Annotated in this window: 16 protein-coding genes; 1 reads left to right on the forward strand and 15 read right to left on the reverse strand. The window is 48.7% G+C overall.

Going from position 1 to position 19448, the window contains the following annotated elements:
* Positions 1–146: 146 nt before the first annotated feature.
* The 4 genes from CJ255_RS16085 to wecB form a co-directional block, all read right to left on the reverse strand.
* Entirely contained in the window at positions 147–755 is a 609-nt protein-coding gene (locus CJ255_RS16085) for a sugar transferase (RefSeq protein WP_097645118.1), read from the reverse strand.
* Between the two features lie 166 nt (positions 756–921).
* A complete protein-coding gene (locus CJ255_RS16090; RefSeq protein ID WP_097645119.1) occupies positions 922–2136 on the reverse strand; it encodes a glycosyltransferase family 4 protein in 1215 nt (404 codons plus the stop codon).
* Positions 2137–2223: 87 nt separating this feature from the next.
* On the reverse strand, positions 2224–4056 hold the full coding sequence (locus CJ255_RS16095; RefSeq protein WP_097645120.1) for a heparinase II/III family protein: 1833 nt from the start codon (positions 4054–4056) through the stop codon (positions 2224–2226).
* Entirely contained in the window at positions 4053–5129 is a 1077-nt protein-coding gene (gene wecB, locus CJ255_RS16100) for a non-hydrolyzing UDP-N-acetylglucosamine 2-epimerase (protein ID WP_097645121.1), read from the reverse strand. The genes CJ255_RS16095 and wecB overlap by 4 nt, the downstream gene beginning before the upstream one ends.
* Positions 5130–5155: 26 nt before the next feature.
* On the opposite strand from wecB, the gene CJ255_RS24705 reads away from it, so the two are divergent.
* The gene (locus CJ255_RS24705; RefSeq protein WP_281257215.1) at positions 5156–5278 is read left to right on the forward strand and encodes a hypothetical protein; all 123 of its coding nucleotides are present in this window, start codon (positions 5156–5158) and stop codon (positions 5276–5278) included.
* A gap of 102 nt (positions 5279–5380) precedes the next feature.
* Here CJ255_RS24705 and CJ255_RS16110 read toward each other — a convergent pair whose 3' ends face one another.
* The 11 genes from CJ255_RS16110 to CJ255_RS16155 form a co-directional block, all read right to left on the reverse strand.
* On the reverse strand, positions 5381–7642 hold the full coding sequence (locus tag CJ255_RS16110; protein ID WP_097645123.1) for a bi-domain-containing oxidoreductase: 2262 nt from the start codon (positions 7640–7642) through the stop codon (positions 5381–5383).
* A gap of 27 nt (positions 7643–7669) precedes the next feature.
* Positions 7670–8380 carry an FkbM family methyltransferase gene (locus tag CJ255_RS16115; protein WP_097645124.1) on the reverse strand — a complete coding sequence of 237 codons (711 nt, stop codon included), beginning with the start codon at positions 8378–8380 and terminating at the stop codon, positions 7670–7672.
* 27 nt (positions 8381–8407) lie between these two features.
* The gene (locus CJ255_RS16120; protein WP_097645125.1) at positions 8408–9643 is read right to left on the reverse strand and encodes a glycosyltransferase family 4 protein; all 1236 of its coding nucleotides are present in this window, start codon (positions 9641–9643) and stop codon (positions 8408–8410) included.
* A 3-nt stretch (positions 9644–9646) separates the two neighbouring features.
* The gene (locus tag CJ255_RS16125; protein WP_097645126.1) at positions 9647–10798 is read right to left on the reverse strand and encodes a glycosyltransferase family 4 protein; all 1152 of its coding nucleotides are present in this window, start codon (positions 10796–10798) and stop codon (positions 9647–9649) included.
* Positions 10799–11079: 281 nt separating this feature from the next.
* Positions 11080–12429 (reverse strand): O-antigen ligase family protein, encoded by a 1350-nt coding sequence (locus CJ255_RS16130; RefSeq protein WP_097645127.1) that lies wholly within the window; start codon positions 12427–12429, stop codon positions 11080–11082.
* 63 nt (positions 12430–12492) lie between these two features.
* The gene (locus tag CJ255_RS16135; RefSeq protein WP_165774750.1) at positions 12493–13602 is read right to left on the reverse strand and encodes a glycosyltransferase family 4 protein; all 1110 of its coding nucleotides are present in this window, start codon (positions 13600–13602) and stop codon (positions 12493–12495) included.
* A 229-nt stretch (positions 13603–13831) separates the two neighbouring features.
* Positions 13832–15940, reverse strand: a complete 2109-nt coding sequence (locus tag CJ255_RS16140) for an alginate lyase family protein (protein ID WP_097645129.1) — start codon at positions 15938–15940, stop codon at positions 13832–13834.
* A 208-nt stretch (positions 15941–16148) separates the two neighbouring features.
* The gene (locus CJ255_RS24710) at positions 16149–16274 is read right to left on the reverse strand and encodes a hypothetical protein (protein ID WP_281257216.1); all 126 of its coding nucleotides are present in this window, start codon (positions 16272–16274) and stop codon (positions 16149–16151) included.
* A gap of 328 nt (positions 16275–16602) precedes the next feature.
* Complete coding sequence (locus tag CJ255_RS16145; protein WP_097645130.1) at positions 16603–17904, reverse strand: oligosaccharide flippase family protein; 1302 nt, start codon at positions 17902–17904, stop codon at positions 16603–16605.
* Positions 17905–17912: 8 nt separating this feature from the next.
* Positions 17913–18644: a class I SAM-dependent methyltransferase gene (locus CJ255_RS16150; RefSeq protein ID WP_097645131.1), complete on the reverse strand. Its 732-nt coding sequence runs from the start codon at positions 18642–18644 to the stop codon at positions 17913–17915.
* Positions 18645–18646: 2 nt separating this feature from the next.
* On the reverse strand, positions 18647–18997 hold the full coding sequence (locus CJ255_RS16155) for an NAD-dependent epimerase/dehydratase family protein (protein WP_097645132.1): 351 nt from the start codon (positions 18995–18997) through the stop codon (positions 18647–18649).
* Between the last annotated feature and the right edge of the window lie 451 nt (positions 18998–19448).

Here is a 19448-nt window from a genome sequence, read left to right on the forward strand (position 1 = left end):
GTCGTGCAATCCCTGACCGGATACCCCTACCTCCGGGAGGCGATTAATGCGGTATGTTCATAGGTAATTGGTATTACAACTCACCTTTCGCCCTAGGGGGGCGGGGTATTCGGGGAGGGCGAAGCCCTCCCCGAACACCACGCCCTTTACGCCTCTTTTGGCTTAAACTCCTCCGCCGTCGCGTGGCCGGGCTGGGTAACGCCCTCACGAGTCACGATGATGAGCATGGTAAGCACCAGAATGCAAAGATCAAGCCAAAACGAGTAGCGCTGCACATAGGCGACATCAAGCGCCAATTTTTTGCGCCAACTGCAGCCGTTGCGTCCACTCACCTGCGCCCAGCCCGTAATGCCGGGTCGCACCTCATGGCGACGCGCCTGTTCTGGGGTGTAGCGCTCCAGATAGTGCATCAGCAACGGACGCGGCCCCACGAGGCTCATCTCGCCGCGCAGCACATTCCAGAGTTCGGGTAGTTCGTCGAGGCTGGTGCTGCGGAGCCACTGGCCAAACGGCGGCAATCGCTGCGCGTCGGGCAGCAGTTTGCCTTCAGCATCACGCGCATCGGTCATGGTGCGAAACTTGTAAATGGTAAAGGGCTTGCCGTGCAGCCCCGGGCGCTGCTGGCGGAAGATGACGGGTGTGCCGAGCTTGAAGCGTACGAGGAGGGCTAGAATGCAGAGCAACGGGCTAAAGATGATCAACGCCGGAATTGTCAGCAGAAGGTCGAAGGTGCGTTTGCCGCAACGAGCATACATAGCGATACTCCAAGACTGTTTATGCCACACACACTAAATAAACGCCTTGGCTAAGGCGTTGCGCGTAGTGGGGGTGGGTGCTACAGGTGGTCGAAGATTACAAAATGAGTTGCTGCATGCGCCGGACGAAATGGGCGGTGGTGCAGTCTCTCGCGTACACCCTCAACTACACCTGATCCTCAAGAAAGCTTACAAACTCGCGGGCAAGCTTTTCGCGGGCGAAGGATTTCTCGGCCAATGCGCGGGCGTTCAGCCCCATGCGCTGGCGTTCGGCTGGATTTGCCTGCAACCAGAGCAGTCCTTCAGCAAACGCCACTGGGGCGTCGGGGGCTACTGCAACCCCGCACGCATGCTCGCTGATGAGATTGGCGAGCCAGCCTGGGTAGTTGTTGAGGACAGGAATGCCGGCAGCGATGTAGTCAAAAAATTTATTGGGTGATGTGCCGTAGTAGAAGGCGGGTAGGTTCTTTAGGATCATTAAGCCGCAATCGAGTCGTCCGATCAGAGCGGCAAGTTCGGTCTTGGCGATCGGTGGCAGGAAGATGCAGTTGTCGAGTTGCTGCCTGTGTGCGCGTTGCACTAGCGCATCCTTCTGGTTGCCGTCGCCGATGAAGAGCAACTTGATCGTTGTTGCTCCACGCTGCTTTAAGATCGCAGCAGCATCGAGTACCGCATCAAGGCCGTTGGCTATGCCGTGTGAGCCGGTGAAAGCGGCTACAAAATCAACTTCGCTGATACCTGGCAACTCAATCCGTTGCTCAGGCTGTGGCTTGAACAGTTCAAGATCACAGCCGTTGGGAATCATCGCCACCGGCTTGCCACGTTGCGAGCGCCGCTTGATACCCGCTACGATCCCCGGCGAGAGACCAATACAAGCATGCGCCGATTGGTAGGTGAGCCACTCGAGCAGACTCATTCCCCCTAAGAGGAACGGATTGCGCATGCCGAGGGCGCGTGGTAACTCTGGCCAGAGGTCGCGTACCTCGAAGATGAAGGGCTTGCCGCGTAACCAGCGCGCCGCAATGCCCGGTATGCCTGCCGTTAGGGGCGTTGAGGTTGCAAAGACAAGGTCGTACTGCTCGCGCAAGCTGATCAGCACACTCCGCCAAGCAAAGCGCAGGAAACTCAACGTCCGTTGTTGCAGTGAGTCACGGTTCGAATAGCTGAGTGGCAGCGAGATAACGTCAATGCCGTCTACCAAGCCCCGATAATAACCCGCACGCTGGTCGTAGGGTAGGTTGAGGCGCACAAAGGCATTTTCGCCCCGCACCATGGTGACCTGATGCCCCGCCGCAAGGAGGGCACGGGCAAATTCGTAGGATCGCGTGCCAGAAGTGCCTTGTGGTGTGGCAAAGTGTTGGTGAAAATAGAGAATGTGCATAGAGATTTTATGCTAGTGACGAGTGGCGAGTGACAAGTGACGAGTGGCGAGTGGCGAGTAGAGCATGTCGCACGGACTGTTCAATCGCTACGTTGACCAACTAAACTCGCTGTGTAGGCTACCGGCTTGGTCTACCTCCATCTCGATCACCGGCAGTGGCGTGCGTTGCATGTAGTAACGTGACTCCCATCCTGATACGAGTTCAAGGCGTTGGATGGGCATGGTGGCATGCAGTTGGACGCTGTATGTGCCATGCTGCCAGCCTTGCGCGGTGCGTTGCCAGGCTCCTGGGCAGAGTCGCCAGCGTAGGATGGCCTTCTGACGAAAACCACTAATCTGGTCTACCACGCGCAAGTGGCCCGCTGCGAGGGTCACTTCGCGCTTGTGGTAGGCACCCTGCCAGTCGCGGTATGCTGCGCTAAAGGTGGTTACGCCACGCTTGATCTGTAACTTCCGCTGCCGTGTGCGTAGCCAAGCGCCGTAGAGGAAACGCCCCAGGCGTGGCATCTGATCGCGCTCGTCAAACTGCACGGTATTGTGGCTTGCACTGCCCCTGAAATAGTCCTGCCATTCCGTCTCGGCGGCATAGCTGTATGAGCCGCCATCGCGCAGCAGGTTGGTGCTGCCAAGCCATACATCAACGTGAAGGGCATCACTCTGCGCGGGCCTGAAGCGGTAGCGCGGATAGCGGATGTAGACACGGCTCTGGTCGGCGCAGAGTAGCGCGTAGCCGCCCTGATCAAAGAGCTTGGTCGTTGGTTGCGCTAAAGGCGCTTCTGCTTGCGCTATGCCTAAGAGAGCTAACAGGCTATCCCAAGTATGATCCGCATAGGCCCGCTGTTGACTAAAGAGAGCGGCTGCGACCTGTAGGCTTGGGCGACAATCGCGCTGGTCGCTGGCGGTCAGCGGGTAGAGGCGTGCGCCGTCGTTTGCGCCAAGATTGGGCGTGTCGCCAGTTGTTGGATCGGTGAAGGCATAGAGCCATGCGATCGCACGTTGGCAACGCACCCTAAAGCTATGCGAAAAGGGCGGCTCGCCAAGCAATTGTTGCCACAGGCATGCCAAACTGAGGGTATCGAGCATCATGCGGTGGTAGTTGACTGAGTATTGGCTGAAGCTTCCATCGGCGGCAATCAGACGCTTGGCCCGCTCCTCAAGCCAGTTTCGGCCATGCTGTCGCCACTGCGCCGCCTCATGATCGCTCTGGTCTTGTCGGTAGAGCCAACTGCCCCCAATGAAGAGCGCCGCCGCTTCGCTTGTGCCATGATTGTTGTTCTGCGCCAATGCGTAGTCTATCGTCGGCGCAATGCGTGCCAAATGGCACCGTATGAGCGCCTGTAGCCCATTGCTTGGTCGCTCCCACTGCCGTAGTATGATCGCTGCCAGCGCAAGATGCATCACCCGAAGCGAACTCTCTTGGCCACACTTCCAATTTGGCCCCTCGTAGGGTGGATTATGCTGGAGCCAATCATTGAGCCAGTGGTTCAGTCGCTCAAGTGCAATACGATCACCGCTGCGTGCGCGTAATGCATCATGGAGAACCCAATCAAAACGGGAGGGTTCCCAAATGGTTTTGATGTCGCCAAGGTTGGGATCGAAATCGGGGAGGCACCACCATGGCCGCTTGGGATCAACAACGCTTGTGCCACGAAAGGGGTTCTTGTGCCATGCTGGCGGAAGGCCATGGAGCGGTATTGTGTACCAACCAAAGTAGTGCGCCTCATCCCGCCAGAGTGCAGACGTGTGTGCCCCGCTGATGTTCTGCGGCGGTGGCGTAAAGAAGGGGGCTGACGGAAGCTCGGCCCGTAAGCGCCGCACCGGGTTCAGCCCGCTCTTGACGCTAATGCGATACCTGAGGTAGCGGTAGAGACTCAGCAACCCCAACTGCCAAGCGGTCTGAAGTTTGATCCAGACCATCATACCAACACCGCCGCAATCCGCTCGCCCGCTCGCCCATCCCACAGCGGCGGGATCGCACCCATGCGATGCGCTCCGCGCAGCACCGCTTCCGCCCCCGCCCGCAAACGCGCCATGTCTTGGCCTACCAGTTGGTTGCTGCCCACGTCAACGGTCACCGGGCGCTCGGTGTTCGCCCGCACGGTCAGGCATGGTACGCGTAGGTAGGTTGTCTCCTCCTGCACTCCGCCCGAGTCGCTGATTACCAGTTGGGCATGGGCCTGCAAGGCGAGAAACTCTAGGTAGCCCAACGGCTCACACAGGTGTAGTCGGGCCGCTTGCGCCGCTAAACCCTGCTCGGCAATCCGTCGCCGTGTGCGCGGGTGGATCGGGAAGAGCAAGGGCAGTTCGCTCGCCAACTCACCCAACGTCGCCAGAATTTGGGCCAGCATGACCGGTTCGTCTACATTCGATGGGCGGTGCAGCGTCACAAGGCCGTAGCGTGTACCCAAGCCGAGGCGGGCACGCAGCGCAGGCCAGCCCGCTTCGGCTTGGGGCAAGAGCCGCACTAGTGTATCAATCATCACATTGCCAACCAGGTGAATCTTTGCGGGATCGACCCCTTCACGCAGCAGGTTGCGGTCACCATCGGCTGAGGGGGTGAAGAGCAGATCGGCAATCTGATCCGTGACCAGCCGGTTGATCTCTTCGGGCATGGTGCGGTCGAAGGAGCGCAGTCCCGCCTCGACATGCCCCACGCGAATGCCTAACTTGGCACAGACGAGGCTTGCGGCCACGGTTGAGTTGACATCGCCATAGACCAGCACCAGATCCGGGTGCATTGCCAGCACCGTCTCCTCGAAGCGCAGCATCACCTGAGCCGTCTGTACGGCATGGCTGCCCGACCCCACCCCGAGATTTACGTCGGGCGCGGGTAGCTCCAATTGACTGAAAAAGACCTCCGACATGGCCGCATCATAGTGCTGGCCGGTATGCACAAGCCGCTGCGTCACCTCAGGGTAGGCGCGCAGCGCCCGCAAGACCGGCGCGACCTTCATGAAATTGGGGCGGGCACCGACGACATGGAGAATTTGCATGGGTTTGTGTTAGTGACGAGTGGCAAGTGACGAGTGACGAGTGGCAAGTGGCAAGTGGCAAGTGGCAAGTGGCAAGTGGCAAGTGGCAAGTGGCAAGTGGCAAGTGGCAAGTGGCAAGTGGCAAGTGGCAAGTGGCAAGTGGCAAGTGACGAGCAGGAAACAGCGCCCCAGCCTTCATCCCTCATCCCTCATCCTTCATCCCTCATCCTTCATCCCTCATCCTTCATCCCTCATCCTTCATCCCTCATCCCTCATCCCTCACGACTCTGCTCTACTGCACTGAACGTCACCAGACTCACCTCTTGCAACTCTTCCCAAGGAATCAACCACGTTCCGCCTTGGCGCACGCGGGCGACAAAGGCGGCCAGTTCTGCCGCGTGGCCCTTGTCCTGACGCCAGAGGTGCTGTCCGCGCAGACCAGGCCAGCCGTAGCCGCGTAGCCGCTGGAAATTATCGAGACTCAGGATGCGCCCGCCGCTAAAGACCTCGATCCGCTCCTTGGGGAATTGCTTGCTGCCATTAGCAAAGTAGTGGATGGTACCCAGTGACCCATCAGCAAAACTGAGCGTGAGCGTCATTTTGTCTTCGCGCACCGCGAGGCCAGGGGCTGCGCCCATGCTGCGCGCCACCACCTCACGGATGGGGTGGCCGACCAGGAAGCGCAGCAGGTCAACAAAGTGGCAACCCTCGCCGATGATGCGCCCGCCCCCTACCAGAGCATCTTGCGTCCAGTGGTTTGCTGAGATAGCGCCTGCATTGACGGTATAGACGAGCGTGAGCGGTTCGCTGCGTGTGGCGAGCAACTGACGCATCTGCACCGCGAGGGGCGCAAAGCGGCGATTGAAGCCCACCAGTAACTGGCGATCAGAGACTTGGTGCAGCGCCACCGCTACCGCCGTCAACTCTTCCCGCGTGAGCGCCAGCGGCTTCTCGACAAAGACATGCTTACCTGCAATCAGTGCCTCAATCACCATGCGGGCGTGACTATTGTGGCGCGTCGCAATAAAGACCGTATTGATCGCCGGATCAGCCAACACCTCGCGATAGTCGGCCACCGCCCGAACAAAGCCAAACTTGCGTGCCGCCAGCGCCGCATCACGCCCACTCGACGTAGCCACCGTATGCAGCGTCGCCCCACTCTTCGCCAGCGCCGGAATCAGTACCAGCGAGGCAAAATTGCCCGCGCCGATCACGCCAGCGACGACAGAGCCTTGAGCAGGGATGAGGGCTGAAGGATGAGGGCTGAAGGATGAGGGCTGAAAGATGAGGGCTGAAGGATGAGGGCTGAGGGATGAGGGCTGTTCCTCTGTTCCTCTGCTCCTCTGTTCCTCTGTTCCTCTGCTCCTCTGTTCCTCTGCTCTCTGCTCCTCTGTTCTCTGTTCCTCTGTTCCTCTGTTCTCTGCTCCATCCCCATAACCCAACACCACCCCCAACAACGTCCGGTCGCTGACCAGTTCTTTATAGACTTTAGGTGCCTCAACGAAGGGCACGCGCCGCGAGATCAGCGGGCGCACATCAAGGCGGCCATCGGCCAAGAGCCCAAGGATCGCCTCAAAATTGCGCTGTTCTGTCCAGCGCACCAGGCCAAAGGGGTAGTCGTGGCCCTGCTGCTCGTAGCTCTCATCGTAGCGCCCGGGGCCATAGGAACAGGAGACCTGGAAGGTCAGTTCCTTCTCGTAAAAATCGGCCCGCGAGAGTTCAAGGCCGGTCACGCCGACGAGCACAATCCGCCCGCGCTTGCGGCTCATCTGGGCCGCCTGCTGGATGGGCGCATTACTCTTGGTCGCGGCGGTGATCAGCACCGCATCCACGCCACGCCCATCCGCAAAGGCCATCCCCGCCGCGACCGGATCGGCCCCCCTGGTGAGTTCGAGCGCCTCGGCCCCAAACTGCCGCGCCAGGGCACACTTCTGCGCATCAAAATCCATGCCGAGCACATGGCAGCCATTGGCGCGCAGCAGCTGCACGGTCAGCAGACCGAGCAAGCCCAGGCCAAGCACGACCACGCGCTCACCGAGGGTCGGCGCAACGAGGCGCACGCCCTGCAAGGCCACCGCAGCCAACACCGTAAAAGCGGCGGCCTCCGTCGCCACCGGCTCAGGGATGCGGGCACAGAGGTTCTGCGGCACCGCGACGACTTCAGCGTGCGACCCATTGGAGACGACGCGATCACCGACGCGAAAGCCGCGCACCCCTGCGCCCACCTCCAGCACGACGCCGGCATTGCAGTAGCCCAGCGGCAACGGCTGATCGAGGCGCGCAAAGACGGTTTCGAGGGTCGGCAGCAGCCCATCAGTCTGGATCTTCGCCAACACCTGGCGCACCTTATCGGGCTGCGAGCGCGCCTTTGCGAGCAGGTTGCCCTGGCCAAACTCGACCAGCATGCGCTCCGTGCCCGCCGAGATCAGGCTGTGCTGCGTCGCAATCAGCAGCTTGCCAGGGCCGCAGCGGGGCGGCGGCGTCTCAAGCAGCTCCGTCGCGCCAGTTTTGAGGTTTTGGATGATTTGGTGCATGTTTAGTTAAAATCCTTAACTCATAAATCAATCTAGTTTAACAAAAGAAAACTCCTCACCATTTTCCGAAACAGCAAATATACGGTAACCTGATTCTCTCATTTTTTGAACCGTCTTTTTCGTCATTTTCACTCCATCAGGAATGACACGATGATGAAATTCGACTAGCAATTGCTGAACAGGAATACTTTCCTCTAAGATTTGATCAATCAGCGAGTACTCCGCCCCTTCAATATCTATTTTTAATACATCAATACGATCATGAGCTAGTTCTTTCATGATCGTCTGCAAACTACAAACCCGCACTTCAATCGCTTCATCACCTACATTGTCTTGAGAAATCATGCTATGAGACACATGCTGCGCGTTTTTAGGCGCGTAAAAACGCGCAAAACCATCATAATGAGCAACTCCTATATCATGAAACACGAAACGATCAGGTTTTTCTTGCTTCTTCAGCCAATCAATTGATTTTGGGGTCGGATCAAACGCATGAACAGAAACCCCTAAATTCTTAATAATCGACAAATCAAAGCTAATATCTGTCCCAACCCCTACTGAGTATATAATACTATCATCATTTAACAACTTTGGCTGCAACCACCACCCCCCGTAATCAGAGCCATGACGTTCCTTATAGCACGTAATATCAGGGCGAGCATAGAAACCTAATCCTAGAGCATGACGAATCAATGTACGAGCAAGTCGCAAGTTTTTTCGCTGAAAAATCATAGCCATCCTTTCTCGATACGCTTCACAGTAACATTATCTCTGTGACAACGGTCGAATTGAAACTGAGTTGATGAGGAGGCGATAAAAAGCAACAACGCTCGGCATGACCGTTGCATAGTCAGCTCTCTCTTGGATTATCCTAATATTACGCAATCTAGCATTATTACGTAGTTGATCATCATCGAGAGCTCGAACAACCTTGTCGGCCAAGTCATTTTCGGATGTGATGTCAAAAAACAAACCGTTATCTTGATCGGTTATCCATTCTTTAACTGATTCTAAAGCACTAACTACTGGAAAACATCCACACGACATTGCTTCAAGAAGAGAGTTGGGCGTTCCATCATGGATACTCGGAGACACCATAATCTCAGAAAGGCGAAACAATTCCGCCATTTCATCACGCTTAACACTCGGCAGCAATACAACATGTTTTTCTAGATTATATTGCTTTACCCAGTTGATTGCATTCTTATCTCCAGCCATTCCCGGACACACGAAGAGTACATCAGGATGGTAATGTAAGACCCTAGGAATACTACGAAAAAATACATCATTTCGCATATAACCTCGAATACCTCTTGGATTAATAACAACTCGCTTATTCTGAAACTCTTGGTAATTCACCTTACTATCAGTAACTGTTCTTGAAAAAAAAGTATCAGATTGAATACCTCCCGCAGTCGGAACGACCAAAGAGGGGGCATCTACACGAAAACCCCATTTAAATGAAAGGCGTAAGTCTCTTTCACAATCACAATGTATCGCATCAGTTCTTCGTACTGTGCGACGAGTCATGATCGCAGTTGGCAAACTATGCTTTGCATGTAATGTGTAGTCATTGCCCCAGACTGAAACTAGCAGGGGAAATCGAGCATCAACAGCCATAGAAGCTGCAATACCTTCAAAAGGAATACGCATAGCATGGACTAAATCTGGATTGATGGTATTAATCAGCCTACGCAATTTACTTACGTGGGGTATCACATCTAACATTGCGACCCAATCACGGATTAAAGTTTTAGTAAAAGGCGAGCTAATCCGAGCCCGTGACTGGTTTTTTTTACTATTCATAGATGTCGAATTAATTCTTGAAGAACTAAAACGAGCAAATGCCAGAGGAAACTCATAAATACTAGCCCCATGAATTGCACTTGACGCACATGGATATGAGGAAATAACATGAACATCATAATCAGCACCAACAAAATACGATATCCAGTTCTGTGCGATTGGGCTTCTCGCATCAGCTATAAAACATAATTTCATGAGCTATCCTTTCTTCTTAACAGCTGCGAGGAGCGCATTTTCGAATACACCCACCATGGCATCCAGACTATAGTACCGTTCAATCAAATCGACACCATTAGTAATTAAGTAAGACCTTAGCTCTAGATTATTAATTATCTCGATCATCTGACTTGTTAAACTTGAAATTGAATTTGATTCAAATAACAAAACAGTTTGTTTGTCTTTTAACATATTCGCTTCTGGCCCATGATCATCTTGATCTGGGATAAGCAAAGGCACACCGAATGACAGAGCTTGAATAGCCATAAGCCCAACACAACCTGGTGATATTACCATTAATGAATCCGAGTACATTTTAGCCAATATTTCTTCGTCAAAAATCGACCCCTTGAATTCAACAGCATGCGACACACCAAGATCATTCGTCATTTGAATAAGATCCTGTTTCACAGGCCCATCGCCAACCAGTGTAAGAACAAGATCCTGATGCGTTACAGACAATACATCAGCAAATGCACGAATCAGCAAATCAAGGTTTTTCTGTTTAAGAAGACGGCCAACATAAATGACACGCCGCTTACTCGCGTTTTTTTGGAAATCACCCCTTAATAACTTAATGCGCCTAGTATCAACAGAATTAAAAGCAACAAAAAACTTTTCTTCAGGCAAACCCATGTCTACCAGATAAGATTTTGCCTTATCATCATAGAGAATAACCCCGTCAGCAATTTCGATCAACTTTTTCCTTACACCTTCAGCAATTTTACTTGATCTCGTACTGCTTACACCATGCCCCCACCATATAAAAGGCAGATTAAACATTCGTGCCTTAAACAGCGCCAATACGTTGGTAAGGATGCGAGGATTAAATTCGGCGATTACGGCATCAATATTCTCAGGCCGAATCAACCTGAGCACACCTGATTGCCAACAAATAGTCTCGCGCTGACGCCAGTACCAATTTGAGAGCTTTATTGCTTTCCAGTTGCTCGGGGGCTGGATGCTCATAATGGTTCTGTCAGCAGAATGACCACCAAAACCAAATGTCAAATCTAGCTTTTCTGAAGCATTTAATTTATCAAAAAAGGCAACGCGATATTGTGGCAGTATACGTTGAATCAGAAGCACTCTAAACTTGTTAGTAAATACCTCTCTATCATGAGCACAGTTCATTTCAAGTTTCCTCTGTAGTTTACTTAGACAAGGATCGTAACCAAGTTACGCTTTTTGCTGCTGCCGCACCTCCCTGCGAGGCCTGCGGCCCCGCAGGGAGGTGCGGAGGAGCTAGGGCCCTCCGCAGCCACCCAAGCAAACGGTCAAGGAAGAAGCGGCAAGGCGAAGCCTTGTCTTACTAATACCAATTGCCTATGAACATGCTGCATTGTCACCCCAAGCGAAGCGAGGAGTCTTGGCTGGTTCTTGTGCTTCACAATCTCCAATTTAAAGAAGTCAGTTCAGGAACGAAGTGGAGAAATATACCTTCTAGAATTATTTTTTCTCGTAACTAAAGTGGATTTTGATCGCACAGCAAAACCAGAAATCCAGCCACAAGCCAACCAAAAAGTTGTCACTGTAACCAAACGACCACTGAAAGACATCGTAATAATTGAGTAGGTAAATAAAACCGTTAATGACGCCATCAGAATTCGGTCACTTGAGTACTTATTCATTTTAAATAACAAACGAAAAATATTAAATATAAAACCAGCAAACAAAATCAACCCTATCAAACCCAACTCGGCGGCTATTTCTAAAACGAAGTTATGCGCAAAAACGTTCACACTCGAACTGATAAAGTCAATCCTGTCATTCCCGAGGCCCACCCCTACGATGGGATTAGCAATAAAGTTACTTATCGATGATTGCCAAACAATCCACCTACCTGATGAAGCGGTAATTAATTGATATCTGTCCATACCAGAGTAATTCAATGACACTACAGACCAAATCGCACTGCTTGTTTCTGAAAATCTTTGAAGAAAACCATCCGAAATAAACACGGGAAGCAAGTACCACAACAAAAAAACACTTAAAAAAACAAGCGACGCAATCTTGATTCTATGTCTTCCATTGAATTGAGAAATATAAAATATTGAAGACACAAATAATGCAAGTATTGGCCCACGCGATGCTGACATGAAAATTAAAATCACACTTGTAGAGATGTACACCAACGCAACAAGCCACACCCACAGTCTCTTCTCTTCAACTAAGAAAACCAATAGTACAGCAACACTTAAGCCAATCGCATAGGCATAGCCTAGAGGATTTGCAGCATCAGTAATTGAAAACCTTGCAGTAGCACTAGAGAAACCAGATCCCAAGAATAGTTGCACAAGTGATATTACAACTCCAAGCATACCAAGCCATACAATTATTTTTAAGAATCTATGCATCTGCTTGTCGTCAAAAGTAGCAACACCCACGTAAGGTGCCCAAGCCAAAAGAAACATGAAGATTATTTTATCTCTACCTATTGCTGATTCGAAACTAAGAAACATCCAGTTAAAAATCATCCACACAGTGAACAGTGCCAAAAAGAAACTGGATCGCGTTTGTAGTACGTCTAAGATTTTGGATGAGCGTCGAAAAAAAACCGGCAACAAGTAACCTGTTACTAAAAACAAATAAAAGGTCAGTGTTGTAAGTGACGAGGTTTCTAATCCGAGAATTTCAAATATTAAAGGGTAGTAGTAAAAACCAGACACATGTAAAGCTAAAGGCCATTCTGGTTGACGAAAAAACACCATCAAAATCACAAAAACAATAATAAATAAAAGCGCGTTGATCAGAAATTCTTCCAAAGTAGCACCTCATCGTTAGGTTCATGCTAAAGCATGCTCGAACCGTTGAGTATAGCCATAACACTAGATGGCATGATAAGCCTCAAGCATTTTATCAACCGAAACATCCCAACTAAAATTCCGCAAAACATATTCTCTTGCCATATGTTCAACACTGTTACGTTTATCTTCTTCGAGATCAAGCACAGAAACAATCATATTACTAATAGCGCGAGCGTCAAAGCCTTCCGAAACCCAGCCTGTTTGATTGTGCCGAACAACTTCAATTAATCCGAGTACTGGAGTAACTAATACGCTTTTCTTCATGCACATGGCTTCTATCACTTTAAGCGGAACCGCACTGTTAGTTTCAGCAGTTTGAGGACGAGTGATAGCAACAACATCTATAGCAGCAAGGTATGATGGTGTTTCAAGAAAAGGAACGGATCCGGCAAAAATAACCTTTTTTTCTATACCGAGTTCTCCAACTTGCGTCATAAGCCTTTCTTTTTCAGGACCATCACCCACTAATAAAAGTTTCATGTCGGGATAATGGCTTAAAACCAACTTGAAAGATTCTACAAGTATATGCACACCTTGCCAAGAATGAAATGTACCAACATAACCAATGACTTTCAAGCCAGTGAGGTTGAATTTATCACGAATCATTTGACCACTAACTAGTTCGGGATTGAATAAATCAAATTTTATACCATTATATAAAACATCGATTCTATTTTCCAGAAGGTTATAATGGTTGATCAATTGTTGCTTAGCAGAGTGAGCCAGCACAAATATATACCTCGCACGATTACAGACAAATTGGGTCAAAATATCTTTTATCCTGTTCATTTCTCGTAGGGCATGGAATTCTAAAATCACGGGTTTATTACCCGAGAGGATAGCAAATAGACCATAGCGAGCATTATGTACATGAATAGCATCAAATTGCATTGCGCTTTGCAAACGAAAAAGAGCCAAAAATAGCTGGGTCTGATCAGCAACGCGATGAACATGAACACCATCAATTATTTCATAAGCAGGTAAAACACCAAACCTACGAGGATCCATAGCCACTAACAAATGAACCTCGATGTTTGGCCTTTTAGCCAATAATGTCAGCAATGCTTGCAGGCGGATAGTACTTCCACCGATATAAGGAAGATATGCAACACCTAGATGAAGAATTCGCATGTCCATAGTCCTAAATGATGTAAGTGCTAAATGCGGATGATTTCACCAATTACCGTTGATGATACCGCATTACCGACCCTGAGTACTAAATGGCCCCCGTGCCAGTGGCACCGAGATAACATCCCCTGGATGTTATCAGGAGCGAGGCGAAGGGTCTCAGACGGGAAGCTTCGCTCAGCGTAATCATCGGCAGTTTCAAGCACAATTGGCATTACATGATCCATTTTAATCACTTAAACCAGGAGTAATTCGCGTTTAGTAAATATTTTGGAGCCAATTCTTTAAATTTCAACCAAACATGATCAGTCGTTTCTGTAGGAAACACCGGGAGCAGTAGAAAATCCCATGTATTTGGAACTGAACAAGACCATTGATAATGAATAACTGAAGCTGGCTCCCGTTTACCATAAGAATAAGAAACCCATCCATCAATAACCTCATGTTTATAGGACGGATCATTATTACAAAAAACATTCAAGGGAATAACGAGTAAGCGCACACCTCTATCTGAACTAATAACATAAGTCCCCGGAACGATCATTTCTTTCTCGACAACTAAGCGGGGAGCCAATCGAAAGTAAATATCAAAATCATGAAAACCTCTACCCTCAACAATATCTCGGACAATCCAGTAGCACCCTGATTTAGAGGAATAGAATTGCCGTCGATGAATCACATTTAGCAAACGAAGATATCCGTCATGAGAAGCGTCTAAAAAATCAAAATCCTTGTCCACAACCCATTCGTGAACAGATGAATTTACATCATCCGGCATCTTAAAACAGTATTTTGGATCAAAAAAGGATTGCTCTTGATCATTTACGACTACTGTACTATGGTAGCAAGTAGATCTGAACATGTTCCTCAGATTAAAATCTCTGGTGTACACAAAAGTTCCAGGATCAATAATAAAGTCCTGGTCTTCTATTTGTAATTCAAAACTCAATCTATCATTATGATTATGACCAAATTTTCCTAAACCTCTCTTTCTCCCCGCATTTACAATTAGACAGTTCTTATCAAATCGGGATACGTACAACCCTATATCATTTAAATTACTTGACGTCTTTTTTGAATCACTGATCACACTATTACGGTTTATAGTCATCCACGTCAACGCACCAGATCCAAATAGCCACAAAGCTTCCTCCCATTGATCAGCAGCAGCAAATGCATAGTCTTCTCGGTGAAATACTATTGCACCAATAGCAAGCAAATAACGATAATCAATCCACTCACGGTACGGATCAGACCAAGTAGCAAGTCTATGCAATCTACCATTATCCGAATCGCCTAACTGCGGTGCTGCGCCATTAGGTTTGGTGACAATTTTAATGACATCTAACATTTTTTGTATTTGTTCAGCAACAAATGCAGGAGGGTATAGTTTATTATTAATACACATCACATAGCTATACAAAAACATTTCTGCAACTAATCGATGATATGAAACCGAACCCTCGTGGTGCATACCGTCAAAAAGGGTTTGCTTATGAAGTTCATTCCATAACTCATCAAAGGCAAAATCCAACCACTGCTTACTGTCTTTGATATACGGACACAGCAAACCTAGATATAATAAGCCTACTAAATTAGCTATATAGTGGTTACCTGTTTTGGGGTTTTGACGACCCCCTTCAAGGTGTGCAAATATAAATTGGCCATGTTGCAAAAAAGAACTCACTGATTTTTTAATGAATACATCATCTAATACATAAGATTTTCGCATTAATTCAAATGCAATCAACCAGTTTGAGACTCTGGTTGCAACTTTCATTGGACTAACCCAATTCACACTGTACAGGAATGCATTTTCTTTCAACCAATTGTTTATTTGAGATTTAAATTCTAATACATATCTATCATCATTGGTCAAAACATATGCCTGAGCAAGCCAAACCCATTGGTGTCCCTCGCTCAAATCCCATGGAACTTTAATATCACACCCTCCTGGATAGCGAGCTGGTTTTAAGAAACGATAATAGGATTTTTTCCATTTATATCCTGTAGCAAAATCCGAACACCATTCAATACGAGATGAAAGATTTATATTTACACCCAGCAAATCAAATTGACGATCACAAACCTTATCAGCACGATTAACGATTCTCAAAAAAACATCAGGGAAGACTTCGTTCATGTTTTTAAGCAGATCGTCGCCTGTATTTACAATACCTCTTCGTTCTTCTAGATCACGAACAAATTCAGCGATATTGGATAATGACAAATTCATAACCAGATATTTCGATATGGCTTCATCCGAAAGGTTCGTTAAACTAAAGAAATGATGTTTTATAAAACCAATTAATATATTAGTGTAACGTAGTAGTGAATTCATCCTAAAAACAATCCTTCACAACCAAATTTCATGAGGCCGGATATAGGCATCGTTCTAGTATTGGCTTTCGAGGCAACGGAACACTTCGTAGGCAACCACCTGGGGCTGCGCCAGACCTGTCGGGTCACGCCCACTAGGTTCCCGACGACACCATCCTGATCCGCCGGGACAGGTTGATCCAGCCGACGACCTTGCAGGCCTTGCTGGATCATGTCACCCACTGGCCCGGCAACTGCAGGTAAGCAACGGACACAAGCTGCGCATCGATGAAACGGTTGTAGAGACCAATACACATCACCTGAGCGATAGCATCCACGGCGATGCGGGCCTGCATCAATGGGTCGGCTTTGGTCTACTGGCCCATTGTTACCCAAACGACCGTGTAGCGACCAAGCCAGCGGAGGCACCGGGGGGTTGCGGAGGCCACAGGGTCGCATCCACAAAGTGGTACGAGTCGGCAGGCAATCTTCAGTTAGTGCGCAAGATCGCTTCATGGCTTCCTAATGCACAGCGCCAAGCACCATCACAATCTTGGAGGCAGGCGGAATGGACGAACACGACCCCATGATGCATCTTCCTCTGGGGAAGGTCTCCTACCTCATCATCACCGAGCACACTTTACCATTATCCAACAACTATCTAAATCTCTTGGCGGCATCAAATTAACCTTTGGCAATTTTAATAACACTTTTCAAGTCATTAACCGAAAAAACAAACATTTCAACAAATGAAATATCGTTAATTCTTGCGTATTTAATTGCAAACAACACAGCCAATACCGCATAACTCACCGAAGAAGCCCATGCGCTACCAATAGCGCCATAAATAGGTATCCACAAAAAATTCAAAACAACATTCAGCAGCAAACAAGAAATAAATATATTCATTCCTGTCCCTGGCTTACCTCTTCCTGCCATGTCTGCGTGTAGAATTTTGAAAACCAACGAAAACCATATACCAGGAATAATTGCTTGTAATACTGCAACACTATCATTGTATTCAATTCCGTAAACCAATGGGATAAGATATGGCGTAAGAAAAAAAAGTATCGACATAAACAACAACGAACACCACAAAGTAAATTTCAGTAGCATAACAGTCTTTTTTGCAAAAGAAAAATAATCTTTCGCTATTGAACTTCGTGCAAATAAAACCATTGTTAGCGCTCGAGGAACTAACCAAAGAAATTCAGCGACACCTACACCAATAGAATAAACTCCAACAAAGTAAGCGCCTTTCATTCTCTCCAACATTATTATATCTATACGATACATTAAAACAATTACAAAGATCGCCAAAGCATTTATCGATCCGATTTTCAAAAACTCAATCGGAACACCTGGTATATATTTTGGACTCAATTCACCGTAGCGAGACACAATTAAAAACCCGAACATCATCAAAACAAAGGGCGAAAAAACTGAAACCAACAACATACTTTCAACAGACATCATTCCAACAAAAAACAATCCAAGGGTTAGCAAAAAATAACCAGCCCTCTCAAAACCTTGCACGAAAGCGAGCAATCTAATTTCTTGTTTTGCCAACAATATACCAATAAAATAACTAGAGAATAGACTAATTGGAAGGATAATTATTGCAATACTAACACTAAACCAGCCGTAACTAAAAATTATACCACTAACACCATAAGCAATTAATGCGATCAGTACGCCAATGAATGAAAAAATTACAGATAACAATAAAACAGTAGATATTATTATTTGATCAGAGTGGATTTTGTGGCCCATAAAATATGCCACTGATTGACGAATTCCCATATCTGCAAGATATTGCACAAGAACCGGTATTGTCAGAATGGTAGTTAATGCACCTTTCTTCTCAGGGCCTAAACCACGAGCAATAAGAATACTTGCTAAAATACCGCATAGCGCCATGAATAATCTACCGACTACCAAAAAAAACGAATCTGCTAAAAACTTATTGGTTAATATTCGAAACATTCAGTTTACTAAGGGTTATTTCTGCTGGTTTTTCTTATTAAGACACAAGATATCTGGTGCTTAGCCTCTTTTTCAACCCTACAAGGTGGTATTACTTGATTACCTGCCGTCCAAAAATCACCATCCCAGAACCTCCAGTACTCTTGTTCCACAATCTCTCCATTACCATCGCGCATCCAATTCAGTATGTTTTCTCTAGAGAATGACTGACAAATATATGATGCGTTCTGTCCATAGCTTGAACCAGGAATTTTATATACGTTTTCAATATAAATCCGATCAGTGTAAGGAAAAGTGAGGATCAAGTAGCCATTTGGATTGAGTAGGGACAACATATTAGCAACAGCTGTGTCAAAATTCTTGATATGCTCTAATACGCTTACGCAAGTTATCAAATCGAATTTGGATTGCATCTTCGGATTAGTTATATCATCATTAATAACATAATAATGCCGATTCATTAAACCGGAAGGCCAGTAATCTTTAATGTTATCAATGGACGAAACTAAAAATCCACAACTACGCATAAGGTGCGGTAGAGATGAAGTACCAGTACCAACGTCAAGGATTTTCATTGGATAATAACGCGAGAGCTGCCTGAACACAAAAGAGTACTCAACCGCTCTCTCATTGAATCTTTTAAATACTTGATTGTCATATTCATTTTTACAAACTAAATTATAAGGATAAGATATTGTTTGTTTTGCGTATTTTTTCAAAGTTTTAACAATAAATTTCACGATTAAACCTCCACCCGCCGCACCCCGGCGTCACGGGCGGCCAGCAGCAGGTTTAGCGTACCCGTACTATTGACCGCGTGGCTCGTCAACGGGTCGGCAATCGAGCGCGGCACCGAGGGCAGTGCGCCCTGGTGATAGACCACCTCGACCCCTGCGACCGCCCGCGCCACCGTGGCCGCATCGCGCAGGTCGCCCTCAAGCAGCTCGACCTCAGCCTGCACCGCAGCCAAGTTGGCGCGCTGGCCGGTGCTCAAGTCGTCGAAGACGCGCACCGTGTCGCCACGGGCGAGCAGGGCGTCTACGAGGTGGCTGCCGATGAAGCCGGCACCGCCGGTTACGAGGACGTGGGCCATGTGGAACTCCGGGTATCGGGGATCGGGGATCGGGGATCGGGGGCCGGGGGTCGGGGGGCGGGGGTCGGGGGGCATGGGCGGACAGAAATCGTGTGCGTTGTCCCGCAAGAAGCCCATTGCAACGCCAAGAATCTCGATCTCTTCCCCCCCTCTCCCGCTTGCGGGAGAGGGGGCAGGGGGTGAGGGTCTTCCGGGGCATCGCCAAGGACACGCGAGCAGACATCATCCAACGCATCACCCTCACCAACTTAAACGCCACCGGCAAGGCTTTTTGGCACACCAACCCCCGCCGCTACCCCGCCTCGTCCGCCAGCCACGCCCGCAACTCCTCAACACTCTCGATATGCTCAACGGTGTCAGCAAGCAATTGGAGCAGTGCAACATCCTCGATAGCGGCAACCTCGCGCATCAGGGCTTCGCCCTCGGTGCCAAATTTGCACTTCAACGAGAG

It is taken from the genome of Candidatus Viridilinea mediisalina (assembly GCF_002532535.1).
Taxonomy (GTDB): domain Bacteria; phylum Chloroflexota; class Chloroflexia; order Chloroflexales; family Chloroflexaceae; genus Viridilinea; species Viridilinea mediisalina.